The organism is Mycobacterium sp. TY814, assembly GCF_030755175.1.
Lineage (GTDB): Bacteria > Actinomycetota > Actinomycetes > Mycobacteriales > Mycobacteriaceae > Mycobacterium.
In genome coordinates, this window is sequence record NZ_JAUFRY010000003.1 from 712122 (window position 1) to 726164 (window position 14043).

At 66.2% G+C, this 14043-nt stretch carries 10 protein-coding genes; 5 read left to right on the top strand and 5 right to left on the bottom strand.

The window, feature by feature from the left end; all coding sequences use genetic code 11:
- Window position 1 precedes the first annotated feature (1 nt).
- A complete protein-coding gene (locus QXH22_RS24500; protein ID WP_371934305.1) occupies window positions 2-193 on the bottom strand; it encodes a hypothetical protein in 192 nt (63 codons plus the stop codon).
- Window positions 194-265: 72 nt separating this feature from the next.
- Between QXH22_RS24500 and QXH22_RS24505 the strand changes: the two genes are divergently transcribed.
- Both QXH22_RS24505 and QXH22_RS24510 read left to right on the top strand, forming a co-directional pair.
- Entirely contained in the window at window positions 266-2524 is a 2259-nt protein-coding gene (locus tag QXH22_RS24505; RefSeq protein ID WP_306277273.1) for a helicase-associated domain-containing protein, read from the top strand.
- Window positions 2525-2607: 83 nt separating this feature from the next.
- Window positions 2608-4257 carry a DNA repair helicase XPB gene (locus QXH22_RS24510; RefSeq protein ID WP_306246098.1) on the top strand — a complete coding sequence of 550 codons (1650 nt, stop codon included), beginning with the start codon at window positions 2608-2610 and terminating at the stop codon, window positions 4255-4257.
- A gap of 71 nt (window positions 4258-4328) precedes the next feature.
- Here QXH22_RS24510 and QXH22_RS24515 read toward each other — a convergent pair whose 3' ends face one another.
- Window positions 4329-5474, bottom strand: coding sequence for a thiolase family protein (locus QXH22_RS24515; protein ID WP_306246099.1), 1146 nt, complete (start codon window positions 5472-5474; stop codon window positions 4329-4331).
- A 1-nt stretch (window position 5475) separates the two neighbouring features.
- Window positions 5476-5904, bottom strand: a complete 429-nt coding sequence (locus tag QXH22_RS24520; protein ID WP_306277274.1) for a Zn-ribbon domain-containing OB-fold protein — start codon at window positions 5902-5904, stop codon at window positions 5476-5478.
- Between the two features lie 146 nt (window positions 5905-6050).
- Here QXH22_RS24520 and QXH22_RS24525 point away from each other — a divergent pair, with 146 nt between their 5' ends.
- The gene (locus QXH22_RS24525) at window positions 6051-7946 is read left to right on the top strand and encodes a serine/threonine-protein kinase (protein ID WP_306246101.1); all 1896 of its coding nucleotides are present in this window, start codon (window positions 6051-6053) and stop codon (window positions 7944-7946) included.
- 4 nt (window positions 7947-7950) lie between these two features.
- Entirely contained in the window at window positions 7951-9834 is a 1884-nt protein-coding gene (locus QXH22_RS24530; protein WP_306277275.1) for a serine/threonine-protein kinase, read from the top strand.
- On the opposite strand, the gene QXH22_RS24535 is transcribed toward QXH22_RS24530, so the two are convergent.
- On the bottom strand, window positions 9831-10814 hold the full coding sequence (locus QXH22_RS24535; protein WP_306277276.1) for an LLM class F420-dependent oxidoreductase: 984 nt from the start codon (window positions 10812-10814) through the stop codon (window positions 9831-9833). The two genes, QXH22_RS24530 and QXH22_RS24535, sit on opposite strands and share 4 nt — an antisense overlap.
- Window positions 10815-10952: 138 nt before the next feature.
- Between QXH22_RS24535 and QXH22_RS24540 the strand changes: the two genes are divergently transcribed.
- Window positions 10953-11816 (top strand): LLM class F420-dependent oxidoreductase, encoded by an 864-nt coding sequence (locus QXH22_RS24540; protein WP_306246107.1) that lies wholly within the window; start codon window positions 10953-10955, stop codon window positions 11814-11816.
- A gap of 75 nt (window positions 11817-11891) precedes the next feature.
- Here the strand turns inward: QXH22_RS24540 and QXH22_RS24545 are convergent, their stop codons facing one another.
- Window positions 11892-14036, bottom strand: a complete 2145-nt coding sequence (locus QXH22_RS24545) for a 3-hydroxyacyl-CoA dehydrogenase NAD-binding domain-containing protein (RefSeq protein WP_306246109.1) — start codon at window positions 14034-14036, stop codon at window positions 11892-11894.
- Window positions 14037-14043: the final 7 nt, after the last annotated feature.

Genomic DNA, 14043 nt, shown 5'->3' on the forward strand with positions numbered 1-14043 from the left:
CCTACCAGGTGGCGACCGTCACCGGATGGACATAGGGCAATTCCTCGGCGGGCACCGGAAACACCACTTCGCCGAACGGCGAGAGTGCACCCGTGCGGTCGGTCACGAGTTCGCTCACCGCGTGGTCGTCCGGGTCCGTGGTCGGCCAGCCGGGGTCCACATACTTCTCTTTGCGCGCCTTCGAGTCAGCCACGCGCTCTATTCTGACAGGTCGCGTGACCATCCGCGGCGGAAGGTTGAACCTCACGCCTAGGCTTGATCAGCAATGACCGAACACACCCCGGATATCCCGCTGGGGTCCTGGCTGGCCGACCTGCCCGACGAGCGGCTGATCCTGCTGTTGGAGCTGCGCCCGGACCTCGCCCAGCCGCCGCCCGGCAGCATCGCGGCGCTGGCCGCACGCGCGCAGGCGCGTCAGTCGGTCAAGGCCGCCACCGACGAACTGGACTTTCTCCGCCTGGCAGTTCTGGATGCCCTGCTGGTGCTGCACGCCGACGCCGAACCGGTCCCGGTGATCAAGTTGACGACCCTGATCGGCGAAATCGCTCCGGAGGCCGATGCCACGGCCGCGCTGGACGACCTCAAGAATCGCGCCCTGGTGTGGGGCGGCACGGCAGTGCGGGTGGCCGCCGACGCCGGAAGCGCCTTGCCGTGGCATCCCGGGCAGATCACGCTCGAGGACCGCACCCATACCGGGGAGCAGATCGCCGCCCTGATCGCCGAGGCCGACGATGCCCAACGCGACGTCCTGGAGAAGCTGCTCGAAGGCTCCCCGATGGGACGCACCCGCGACGCGGCCCCCGACGCGCCGCTGGACCGCCCCGTGCCGCAACTCCTGGCCACCGGCCTGCTGCGGCGTATCGATGACGAGACGGTGATCCTGCCCCGCCATGTGGCGCAGGTCCTGCGCGGCGAGACTCCCGGGCCGTTGCAGCTGACCGAACCCGATCCGGTGGTATCGACTGTCGCGGCGGCCGACGCCGACGCGGCAGCCGCGGGCGCCGTCATCGACCTGCTTCGCCAGGTCGATGTCCTGCTGGAGAACCTCAGTACCGCGCCGGTTTCCGAGCTCCGCAGCGGCGGGTTCGGTATCCGCGAACTCAAGCGGCTGGCCAAGGTGACCGGAATCGAGGAACCCCGTCTGGGCCTGATTCTGGAGATCGCCGCCGCGGCAGGGCTGATAGCCAGCGGCATGCCCGATCCGGAACCGGCACACGGCGAAGGACCCTACTGGGCGCCGACGACGACAGCCGACCGGTTCAGCACTCTGTCCGCTGCCGATCGCTGGTACCTGCTGGCCACCACGTGGCTCGACCTGACCTGCCGGCCGACTCTGATCGGCAGTCGCGGTCCGGATGGCAAACCGTATGGCGCGCTGTCGAATTCATTGTTCTCCACTGCCGCTCCGCTGGACCGCCGATTGCTTCTGACGCTGCTCGCCGGGCTGCCCGGCGGCGCGGGCGTGGATGCGAAGTCCGCGTCGGCGGCCTTGATCTGGCGGCGGCCACGCTGGGCCCGGCGGCTGCAGCCCGAGCCGGTCGCCGATCTGCTGGACGAAGGCCACGCGTTGGGGCTGATCGGCCGTGGGGCGATCAGCACGCCGGGGCGTGCACTGCTCCAGGACCACGATGATCCGGGTGTGGTCGTCGACGCGATGACTCGGGCACTGCCCAAACCCATCGATCACTTCCTGGTCCAGGCCGACTTGACCGTCGTGGTGCCGGGTCCGCTGGAACGCGACCTGGCTGATGACCTGGCCACTGTCGCCACCGTCGAATCGGCCGGTGCGGCAATGGTTTACCGGGTCAGCGAACAGTCGATCAGGCACGCTCTGGATATCGGTAAAACCCGCGACTGGATGCAGACCTTCTTTGCCGAGCACTCGAAAAACCCTGTGCCGCAAGGACTCACCTATCTCATCGACGACGTGGCCCGCCGGCACGGTCAGCTCCGGATCGGGATGGCCTCGTCGTTCGTGCGCTGCGAGGACCCGGCACTGCTGGCGCAGGCGGTGGCGGCGCCGGCCACCGAGGGCCTGCACCTGCGGGCGCTGGCACCGACGGTCGCGGTGTCACCGGCAACCATCGCCGAGGTGCTCGCCGCACTGCGCACGGCGGGATTCGCTCCCGCCGCCGAAGACTCCACCGGCGCGATCGTCGACGTGCGCACCCGCGGCGCGCGAGTGGCCGCGCCGCCGCAGCGCCGTACCTACCGGCCGGTCCCCCGCCCCAGCCCTGAAACGCTGAACGCCGTGGTGGGGGTACTACGCAAGGTCACCGCGGCCCCGTTCGGGAATATCCGCGTCGACCCTGCGGTTTCCATGTCGCTGCTGCAGCGGGCCGCCAAACAACAGGACACCGTCCTCATCGGCTACCTCGACGCCGCGGGGGTGGCCACGCAGCGGGTGGTGTCCCCGATCGTCGTCCGGGGTGGCCAGCTGGTGGCCTTCGATTCGGGGTCCGGGCGGATGCGTGACTTCGCCATCCACCGCATCACGTCGGTGATGTCGGCGGACGACGGATAATGAACCCGACGCGTGCCGGCGACGACGCAGAGGGGAGCGACGTGGGAGTACCACCCGCTTGCGGGAAAGAGGAGCGACGCTAGATGACTGACGGGCCCTTGATTGTGCAGTCCGATAAAACGGTGCTGCTCGAGGTGGATCATGAGCTGGCCGGCGCGGCGCGCGCCGCCATCGCTCCGTTCGCCGAACTGGAACGCGCGCCCGAGCACATCCACACCTACCGCATCACGCCGCTGGCGCTGTGGAACGCACGCGCCGCCGGCCACGACGCCGAGCAGGTGGTCGACGCACTGGTCAGCTTCTCCCGTTATGCCGTGCCGCAACCGCTGCTGGTCGACATCGTCGACACCATGGCACGCTACGGCCGCCTCCAGTTGGTCAAGCATCCCGCGCACGGCTTGACGCTGGTGAGCTTCGATCGTGCGGTTCTCGAAGAGGTGCTGCGCAACAAGAAGATCGCGCCCATGCTCGGTGCCCGCATCGATGACGACACGGTCGCCGTACACCCCAGCGAGCGCGGCCGCGTCAAGCAGATGCTGCTCAAGATCGGCTGGCCCGCAGAGGACCTCGCCGGTTACGTGGACGGTGAGGCACACCCGATCACCCTGGAACCCGACGGGTGGGAGCTGCGTGACTACCAGCAGTTGGCCGCCGACTCCTTCTGGGCCGGCGGCTCGGGCGTCGTGGTGCTGCCCTGTGGGGCCGGCAAGACGCTGGTCGGGGCGGCCGCGATGGCCAAAGCACAAGCGACGACTCTGATTCTGGTCACCAATATCGTGGCGGCCCGGCAGTGGAAGCGCGAGCTGGTGGCGCGGACGTCGCTGACCGAGGACGAGATCGGCGAATACTCCGGGGAGCGCAAAGAGATTCGGCCCGTCACCATCTCGACCTATCAGATGATTACGCGCCGCACCAAGGGCGAGTACCGGCACTTGGAGCTGTTCGACAGCCGCGACTGGGGCCTGATCGTCTACGACGAAGTACACCTGTTGCCGGCGCCGGTTTTCCGGATGACCGCCGACCTGCAATCCAAGCGCCGACTGGGCCTCACCGCCACGCTGATCCGCGAAGACGGCCGCGAAGGCGACGTGTTCTCCCTCATCGGGCCCAAGCGGTATGACGCGCCGTGGAAAGACATCGAGGCCCAGGGCTGGATCGCACCGGCCGAGTGCGTCGAAGTGCGGGTCACCATGACCGACAACGAGCGGATGATCTATGCCACAGCCGAGCCCGAGGAACGCTACAAGATCTGTTCGACGGTGCACACGAAAATCGCGGTGGTGAAGTCGATTCTGAAGAATCACTCCGGTGAGCAGACGCTGGTGATCGGCGCCTACCTCGATCAGCTCGACGAACTGGGTGCCGAACTGGGTGCCCCGGTGATCCAGGGGTCGACCAAGACCCGGGAGCGCGAGGACCTGTTCGAACAGTTCCGGCGTGGTGAGATCGCGACCCTGGTGGTGTCCAAGGTGGCCAACTTCTCCATCGACCTACCGGAAGCCTCTGTCGCAGTACAGGTTTCGGGCACCTTCGGATCACGGCAGGAGGAAGCACAGCGGCTCGGCCGATTGCTGCGCCCCAAGGCCGACGGGGGCGGTGCCATCTTCTATTCGGTGGTGGCACGCGACAGCCTGGATGCCGAGTACGCCGCACACCGCCAGCGCTTCCTGGCCGAGCAGGGCTACGGGTACATCATTCGCGACGCCGACGACCTGCTGGGCCCGGCCATTTAGGACCGCGAGCAGTCGCAAAATCCCCTCGGAACGAGTGCTCCACGGGGATTTTGCGACTGCTCGACAGGAGGCTAGAGCGACAGAATGGTTGCCGACGCGGTTCCCGGCGCCCCGTACACCTGCGCCAGCCCCACCCGCGGGTTGCCCGGCACTTGACGTTCACCCGCCTCCCCGCGGAGCTGGCGCACCAACTCGTGCATCTGCCGTAGTCCGGACGCGCCGATGGGCTCACCGTTGGCGATCAGACCCCCGTCTGTGTTGACCGGGATCGAGCCGTGGATCTCGGTGGCGCCGTCGGCAACCAATTTCTCCTGTTCCCCGTCGGCGCATAGACCCGTCTCGGCCATGTGGATCACTTCAGCGCCGGCATCGGTGTCCTGTAACTGAGCCACGTCGACGTCCTCGGGTCCGATGCCCGCGGCCTCGTAGGCGGCCTGGGCCGCATAGACCGTCGGCGACGCGTCGCCGTCCAGCGGAGCGAACGTGGCGTGCACCTCGTACGCACCGTAGCGGCGGGTGCGAATCTCACAGGCGCGCACATAAACCGGCTTGTCGGTGTACTTGTGCGCCATATCGGCCCGGCACATGATGACCGCCGCGGCGCCCTCGTCAGGGGCGCAGAACATGTATTGCGTCAGCGGATAGTTGAGCACCGTCGAGTTGAGGATCTCTTCCTCAGGAATAGCCTTGCGGCGGAATGCATTCGGGTTGATCGCACCGTTGCGGAAGTTCTTGGCGGCGACCTTCGCCAACGTCGCCTGAGAGATGTGGTGGTCGTGCAGGTACTTGTTGGCCTTCATGCCGAAGAACTTCGTGGTGACGAACTGCCCGTTCTGCGCATACCACTGCGGCAGTGCGAGTTTCGCGGGATCGTCGGTGAACGCACCGCGCGGGTGCTTGTCCAAACCGATCGCGATCCCGAGGTCGTATTTGCCCAGCCGAATGGTGTCGGCCGTCTGTTGAATCGCGCTGGCCGCGGTGGCACAGGCGTTGAAGACGTTGGTGAACGTGATGCCGGTCAGGCCCACCAAGCGGGTCACCGCGTCCGGGTTGGACACCTCGTGACTGCCGCCGAACCCGAATTGGATGTCCTGCCACGCGACGCCGGCATCGGCCAGCGCAGACTGGATCGCCTGTGCACCCATCTCCATCGCGGTCTTGTCGAATCTGCCGAAGGGGTGCAGGCCCACGCCGATGATGGCGACATCGTTGGTCATCTCATGCTCCTGTTGTTGCGACCGGCTGGAACGCGAAGGTCATGACGTCAACACCGTCGTCGTCGCGGTTCAGCGGCACCATGGTGAGCTCGACCTCCTGCCCGAACTGCAGCTTGGCCGGATCGTTCTCGGTGAGCCTGCCTTCCACCCGGATCACGTCCCCGAGCTGCACCAGGCCCACCCCGAACGGCACGAAGTCCTTACCGGTCGGCCCGGCATAGGGGGCGCCGGGCGGGAAACCCTGGGTAGTCCACGCAACCAGCGTGCCGCGACGGGGCAGCAGTACCTCGGTCATCTCGCCGCGACTGCAGCGCGGACAGAACTGCTGCACCGGAAACGTCGTGGCACCGCAACCGCCGCAGCGACTACCGATCAGCTGGGGGTTCTCGTCGGGCCAGGTGGAGATTTCAGGGGCCAATGCCTTCTGCATCGAGGGTCCTCCGTCGAGCACGAGAAAAATCGAACTCACCCAAAGGTACAACAGCATTCCGCAAAAGTGGAAATCACATTCTCATCCCGGCGGATAAGACAACTCGTTCGGTGCCGTCGGAAATTGACACCCACTACGATTTGGCCATGTCTTTAGAGGTTGGCCAGGTATTCGCCGGATACACCATCCTGCGAGTGCTGGGCGCCGGCGGGATGGGCAGGGTCTACCTGGCGACGCACCCGCGCCTGCCGCGCGAGGACGCACTGAAAGTGCTGCCCGCCGAGTACACCGATGATCCCGAGTACCGAATGCGCTTCGCCCGCGAAGCCGACGTGGCCGCGGGCCTGTCGCATCCGCACATCGTGCGGATCTACGACCGCGGCGAAAATGACGGCCAGTTGTGGATCTCGATGGATTACGTGCCGGGTACCGATGCCTCGCATCTGCTCCACGAGCGCTATCAGAGCGGTCTACCCGTCGACGAGGTGATCGCCATCATCTCCGCCGTCGCATCCGCACTGGACTACGCCCATCACCGCGGCCTGCTGCACCGCGACGTCAAACCGGCCAACATCCTGCTCACCGAACCCGACAACGTCCAGGGTCGCCGGATCTACCTCGCCGACTTCGGTATCGCCCGCCTCATCGACGACGCTTCCGGCCTGACGGCCACCAACGTGGCGGTCGGCACGGTGGCCTACGCGGCACCCGAGCAACTCAAGGGCGATCCGGTCGACGGCCGAACCGATCAATATGCGTTGGCCTGCACAGCCTTTCACCTGTTGACCGGCGCTCCGCCCTTCGCCGACACCAACCCCACGGTGGTGATCACCCAACACATCAGCGCACCCCCGCCGTCCATCGCCTTACGCCGGCCCGAGTTGTCCTCACTGGACCCGGTCTTCGCCATCGCCATGGCCAAGGACCCGAACGGCCGTTACAGCAGCTGCAGCGATTTCGCTCTGGAACTGAGCAAGCACCTTGCAACGCAGGACTACGACACCCCAATCAACCTGCACGCCAGGCAAACTCAGCCGTCAATTCCCATGCTTGCAGCGCACGAGCCGGAGTCGAAAAGCTGGGTCCGGCGGCCTGCCGTGTTGATCGGCGCCCTGGTGGCCGTCGCGCTGCTGCTTGTCGGCAGCGTCTTTGCCCTCAGCCGGTTCACCAGCAGCCGTAAGCACACCGCCGCACCGCCGGGATCGTCGACGGCGGTGCCCCAGGGAACGTCTGCGGCTGCACAAGGCCCGTTCACCGGGACATACCGCGCCGATTTCGGCCCGGCCACTCTCCTGGACGGCGAATCAGTTCCGACTGCGCAACCCACCACGGGCACCTACGGTGTGCGCTCGATGTGTGGAGGCGCCGGCTGCGTGGCAACGGCTTCGCGCCTGAAAGGTGAAAGAGCCTTCGCTTCGACCATGGTGTTCGACCAGCTGGGCAGCAGCTGGGTGGCGGTGGTCCTGTCGACGCAGCCCTGCAAGGCCAATACCGTCGAGATCTGGGAGGTCTTCACGCTGGAGGCGCGTCCCGACGGAACTCTGGTCGGCGATCAAACGCGCACTGCCCGGAACAATTGCCAAGAGCGGCGTACCGTGACCTTCACCCGCACCGGCGATCCACCTGGCGGACTCCCCGACCCGGCGACTTTGCCGCCGCGGGTGCCGTCAATGGCCGAGGCTTTTCGCGGCCACTATCAGCAGACCCTTACGTTGCCGGGCCAAGGTCCTCAGCAGAAGGGCGATTCGGCGGTCGTCACCAATTGCCTGCGTACCGGTGATCGGTGCATGAGCTACTTCCACACCGGATCGGGCGATGTCCCACTGATTTTCGCAGGCGGCGGCTGGACATGGGACGAGGTGAGCAGCGGCAAGTGTCCGGACGGGAGTCCGACGACGCTGCGCATCAGCGCCACTTTCCCGCTGCCGCAACCACCGGCGGATCCGCTGCCGTCGCTGCCGGGCCGCGGGCACTGGGCGCAAACCGGCACGTGCTCGACCGACGTAGATTTTGACGACACGTTCACTCGGACAGGCGATTAGCAGCGTGTCCCTGGATGTCGGCCAGGTGTTCGCCGGATACACGATCCTGCGCGTACTGGGCGCGGGCGGCATGGGCACGGTGTATCTGGCCACACATCCGCGACTGCCGCGCGAGGATGCTCTCAAGGTTCTCCCGGCGGAGTTCGCCAACGATGCGGAGTATCGGGCGCGATTCACCCGCGAGGCGGACCTGGCCGCGGGCTTGTCCCATCCACACATCGTCGGGGTTCAGGACCGGGGCGAATTCGACGGCCAGTTCTGGATCTCGATGGATTACGTGGCCGGTACCGATGCGTCCCGGTTGCTGAAGGACCGGTACCCCTCGGGCATGCCCGCCGATGAGGTGTTGACCATCATCGACGCGGTCGCAGCCGCGCTGGATTACGCGCACGAACTCGGGTTGCTGCACCGCGACGTCAAACCGGCGAATATCCTGCTGGCCGAAGCCGACGGGCAGGACCGGAGGGTTTATCTGGCCGACTTCGGCGTCGCGCGTCGCATCGACGATTCGGCCGGGCTGACCGAGACCAATGTGGCGGTTGGCACCGTCGCCTATGCCGCGCCCGAACAACTCAGGGGTGATCCGGTCGACGGTCGAGCGGACCAATATGCGCTGGCGTGCACGGCCTTTCATCTGCTGACGGGTGCGCCACCCTACCCGGACGCCAATGCCGCGGTCGTCATCACCCACCACCTGTACGCTCCGCCCCCGTCCTTGGGATCGTCCGACGATGAGCTGAGCAAGCTGGATCCGGTCTTCATGCGCGCGATGGCCAAACAACCGTCCGACCGCTTCGCCACCTGCAGTGAGTTCGCCGCCCAATTGCGCAGGCACTCCGAGGCTGCCCCCCGGATCAATGCACCGGACCACCTCGTCACCGCCCCGATCGAACGGCCGCCGCGGAAATCACCCCGTGCTCTGATCGCCGCGCTGGTCGCCGTCGTGCTGCTTATCGGTGGCGGTGTTTTCACCGGCGTGAAGCTCATGCACAGGCCGGCCGCCGTCGCCTCCACGCACACTACTTCCGCCACCACGTCGACCGCGCCGGCGAGCACGCCGACCACGACCTCGGCCGCGCCGCTGACTCCTGGCCCGTTGAATGGCCGCTACAAGGCGGATTTCGGCGCCGCCACCGATCTCGACGGCAACGGCCACGGTGCGGGGCCGGCCACTGTCAGCTACGGCCTTCGCTCGGCGTGCAGGGGCGCCGAATGCGTGGCGACGGCCGAATCTCTGGGTCGGCCCAATGATTTGGCCAAGACGATGGTGTTCGACGAGGTCGGCGGCCGGTGGCTGGCGGTGGCGCTGATCACCGATGAGTGCCTTTCGAGCAAATCCGAGTTCTGGCTGGCGTTCTCCCTGCAATTGGGCCCCGACGGAACGCTCTCCGGCGAGATGACCCGCACCAGCGTCACCAACTGCCGGGACAAGCGGCCGGTAACACTCACCCGCACAGGCGATCTCGACGTCGACACGGTGGCCGACCCGGCCACCGTCACACCGCGGGTGGCGTCACCGGCCGAAGCGTTGCACGGCCGCTACCAGGTGCTGCGAACCTATTCCGCGCCCATCCCCACTCAGCCCGCGGACTCCGCCGTCGTCACCGACTGTCTGCGCACCGGCGAACGGTGCATGAGCTACTTCCACGGGGCGGCAGGCGACCAACCACTGGTCTACCAGAACGGCACCTGGGCTCTCACCGCGAACGCCGACTACCCGTGCCCGAAGGGAGGCACACTGCATTTCAGTGTCATCGCGGAGTTTCCGCTGCCACAGCCGCCGCAGAATCCCATCGAGCGACTCACCGGGCACGGGCGCCAGGAGCAGACCGGCCTGTGCGGGGTCAACGCGGCCTTCGATCAAACCTTCACCCGCACCGGAGATTAACTCAGCGCGGGAATGACCTCACGTTCGAACAACTCGATACCGGAGCGGTCGTACGCGGCTTCAGGGAAGTAGCAGATCGCGTATTCACAGCCGAGATCGCGGACCTTGGTGAGCCGCTCGATCACCTGCTCGGTAGTGCCCATCGCCGAATCCGGCATGCCACCCACCATCGAGTCCGCCACCGCGTCCGGCACATAGCCGTTCAGGCGGCCGCGAACCTGCTGCTTGCGGTCATTGACGTCGGCTTCCGAGGTGCCCACCACGGCGGTGAAGTTGGCCGACCGCACGATCGCGTCGTAGTCGGTGCCGAGCGTGCGGCAGTGCTCGGCCAGTATCTGCGACTTGTGGGCAAATGCTTCGGGCTCCGGGGTGAAGTTGGTGTACTGCGCATACTGGGCCGCGATGCGCAACGTCACCTTCTCGCCCCCGCCGGCGATCCACAGCGGAATGCCATTGGCTTGCAACGGCTTCGGCGCAACGATCGCGCCGTCCACCTGATAGTGCTTGCCCTCGAAGCTCACCTTGCCGTCGCGCCAGGCGTCGCGCATGATCTGCACGCCCTCGTCGAGGCGTGCCAGCCGCACACCGGCTGACGGGAATCCGTAACCATAGGCACGCCACTCGTGTTCGTACCATCCGCCACCGATGCCCATCTGAACGCGGCCGCCGGAGATGATGTCGGCGGTGGCTGCCACCTTGGCGAGATAGACCGGGTTTCGGTAGCTCATCGCGGTGCACATCTGGCCCAGCTTGATCCGCGAGGTGACGGCGGCGTAGGCCGACATCAACGACCACGCCTCGTGGGTGGCCTCATCGCTGGGCAGTGGCACGGTGTGGAAGTGATCGTAGACCCATAGCGAATCCCAGGCGCCGCCGTCGGCGTAGGTGGCCAGATCGCGCATCACCGCCCAGTGCCGCTCGGGTTCGATGCCAACGAGATCCATCCGCCAGCCTTGCGGAATGAAGAGACCGAAGCGCATAGCGTGACTCTAACCCCGCGGGGCCTCGCCGCCGCACTCGACGTGGATCGCCTTCGACGCGCCGAATCACCGGACGGCCGCGTTTGGCACCATGGGACAGGGGTCGCCACGATAACCGCGGACGAGAGGGTGGACTGAATGGAACTGTCCGGTATCGGAATCTGGAGCAGCCAGTTGCGCTACGGTGACGCATCCGAAGCCGCCGATGCTGCAGCGGAATTGGATGAACTCGGGTTTCCGGCGCTCTGGATTCCAGACGTGGGCGGACCGGTGCTCAAGGCCGTCGAGAGCCTGCTGGCGGCCACCAAGAGCACCGTGATCGCGACAGGAATTCTGAACCTGTGGATGCACTCGTCCGACGATGTCGCCGACGGTTATGCGCGACTCGTCGCCGAACACGGGAACCGGTTCCTGCTCGGCATCGGGGTCAGCCATGCGCCGCTGATCGATGCCAAAAACCCGGGCCGTTACCGCAAACCGCTGGCCGCGACGGCGTCGTTCCTGGACGGACTCGACGCGGCAGCGCAACCCGTGCCCGCCGAGGTGCGGGTGCTGGCCGCGCTCGGGCCCAAAATGTTGGAGCTGTCGGCCAAGCGTGCCCGCGGCGCTCACCCCTATCTCGTCACGCCCGAACACACTGCCACGGCGCGCGCCACATTGGGGCCGGGCCCGCTGTTGTTGCCAGAGCAGACCGCAATCCTGACCGACGACGCCGACACGGCGCGCCGCATCGGAACCGATTGGATCCGGGGCTATTTGGCGATGCCGAACTACGCGAACAACCTGCGCCGCAGCGGGTTTTCCGACGACGACCTGACCCAGATCAGCGATCGGCTACTCAATGCGATCATCGTGTGGGGCGACGAAGAGGCGATCTTGCGCCGGGTCGCAGAGCATCACTCGGCCGGTGCAGATCACGTCTGCGTTCAGGTGCTCGACACCGATCCCAAATCGTTCCCCCGGGAGCAATGGCGCCGCCTGGCCGCCGCCATCTCGGCGTAGCGACGCGCGAGCCGAGCACCTGACAGACGCGAAAACCCCCGAAACGCCGTTGTTTCGGGGGTTTCGCTGCTGAACCTAGGTCAGCGAGTCCGGCGGCAGGAAGCGGTCGCCGTACTTCTCGGCCAGCTCGCGGGCGCGGGCCACGAAGGCCTCCTTGCCCCGGCCGAGCGGACCCTCGTAACCGACGATGTACTGCGCGCTACCACCGGTCCACGGCGGGAACCCGATGCCCATGATCGACCCGATGTTCGCGTCGGCCGTGGTCATCAGCACGTTCTCGTCGAGGCACTTCTGGGTTTCCAGCGCCTCGGCGAACAGCATCCGGTCGATCATGTCCTGCAGCGGCAGCTCAACTGAACCCGACTTGAACGTCTCCCGCAGGCCCGGCCACAAACCGGACCGCTTACCCTCGGGGTACTCGTAGAAGCCGGCGCCCTTGAGACGGCCCGACCGTCCGACCTCAATCATCTTCTCCACCACGGCTTCTGCCGGGTGCGGCTCATACTTGCCGCCGGCGTCCTCGACACCCTTGCGGGTAGCGACCGCGATCTTGTGCATCAGCTCCAGGTTGAGCTCGTCGGAGAGCTGCAACGGCGGCGCCGGGTAACCGGCCTGCGAACCCGCCTGCTCGATGCTGGCCGGCTCGACACCCTCGCCCAGCATCGCCAGCGCCTCGTTGACGAAGGTGCCGATCACGCGTGAGGTGAAGAAGCCGCGGCTGTCGTTGACCACGATCGGGGTCTTGCCGATGGCCAGCGTGTAGTCGAACACCCGGGCCAGCGCCTCGTCAGAAGTCTTCTCGCCCTTGATGATCTCGACCAGGGGCATCTTGTCGACCGGCGAGAAGAAGTGGATCCCGATGAAGTCCTCCTGCCGCTTGACGCCGGTCGCCAGACCGGTGATCGGCAGCGTCGAGGTGTTCGAACCCAGCAGCGCGTTGGGCTCGACGATGTCCTCGATCTCCTGGAAGACCTTGTGCTTGAGCTCCTGGCTCTCGAACACGGCCTCGATCACGAAGTCGACGCCCTTGAAGTCGGCGGGGTCGGCGGTCGGAGTGATGCGCGCCAGCAGCGCGTCGCTCTTCTCCTGCGTGGTGCGGCCCCGCTCGAGCGCCTTGGCTTCCAGCTTCTCGGAGTAGCCCTTGCCCTTCTGCGCGGCCTCGATGCTGACATCCTTGAGAACCACGTCGTAGCCGGCCTTGGCCGAGACATAGGCGATACCAGCGCCCATCATGCCTGCGCCGAGCACGCCGATCTTGTTGATCTTGACCGGCTCGATGCCATCCGGGCGAGACTTGCCGGCGTTGATGGCCTGCAGGTCGAAGAAGAACGCCTGGATCATGTTCTTCGATACCTGGCCGGTGACCAGCGTGGTGAAGTATCGGCTCTCGATGCGGCTGGCCGTGTCGAAGTCCACCTGGGCGCCCTCGACCGCGGCCGACAGGATCGCCTTCGGCGCCGGCATCGGCGCACCCTTGATCTGCTTACGCAGCAAGGCGGGGAACGACGGCAGGATCGACGCCAGCGCCGGCGACGACGGGGTGCCGCCGGGCATCTTGTAGCCCTTCTTGTCCCACGGCTGTTCGTGGGAGTCCGGGTTGGCCTTGATCCACGCCTTGGCGGCCGGCACCAACTCCTCGACCGTCGGCAGCAGCTCGTCGATCAGACCCAGCTCCTTGGCCTTGGCCGGCTTGAACCGCGTGCCCTGCGACAGGATGTTGACGAAGGCATTCTGGATGCCGAACATCCGGACGCTGCGAGTCACACCGCCGGCACCCGGCAACAGACCCAGCGTCGCTTCGGGGAAGCCGAACTGCGATCCCTTGACGTCGGCCGCGATCCGGTGGTGGCAGGCCAGCGCGATCTCCAGGCCGCCGCCGAGCGCGGCGCCGTTGAGGGCTGCCACGACCGGCTTGCCCAGAGTCTCGATCGTGCGTAACTGCTTCTTGACGTTCTCAACCAGATCGAATGCCTCGCCGGCATTCTCCGGGCCGATCTGGATCATGCTCTTGACGTCACCGCCGGCGAAGAAGGTCTTCTTGCCGCTGGTGATCACCACGCCGGTGATCGAATCCTTCTCGGCGACAAGACGATCCACCGCCTTGCCCATCGACTCGATGTAGGCCTCGTTCATCACGTTGGCCGACCCCGACGGGTCGTCCAGCGTCAGGGTGACGATTCCGTCGGCATCCTTGTCCCACTGAATTGTGTTGTCGGACATTCTACTT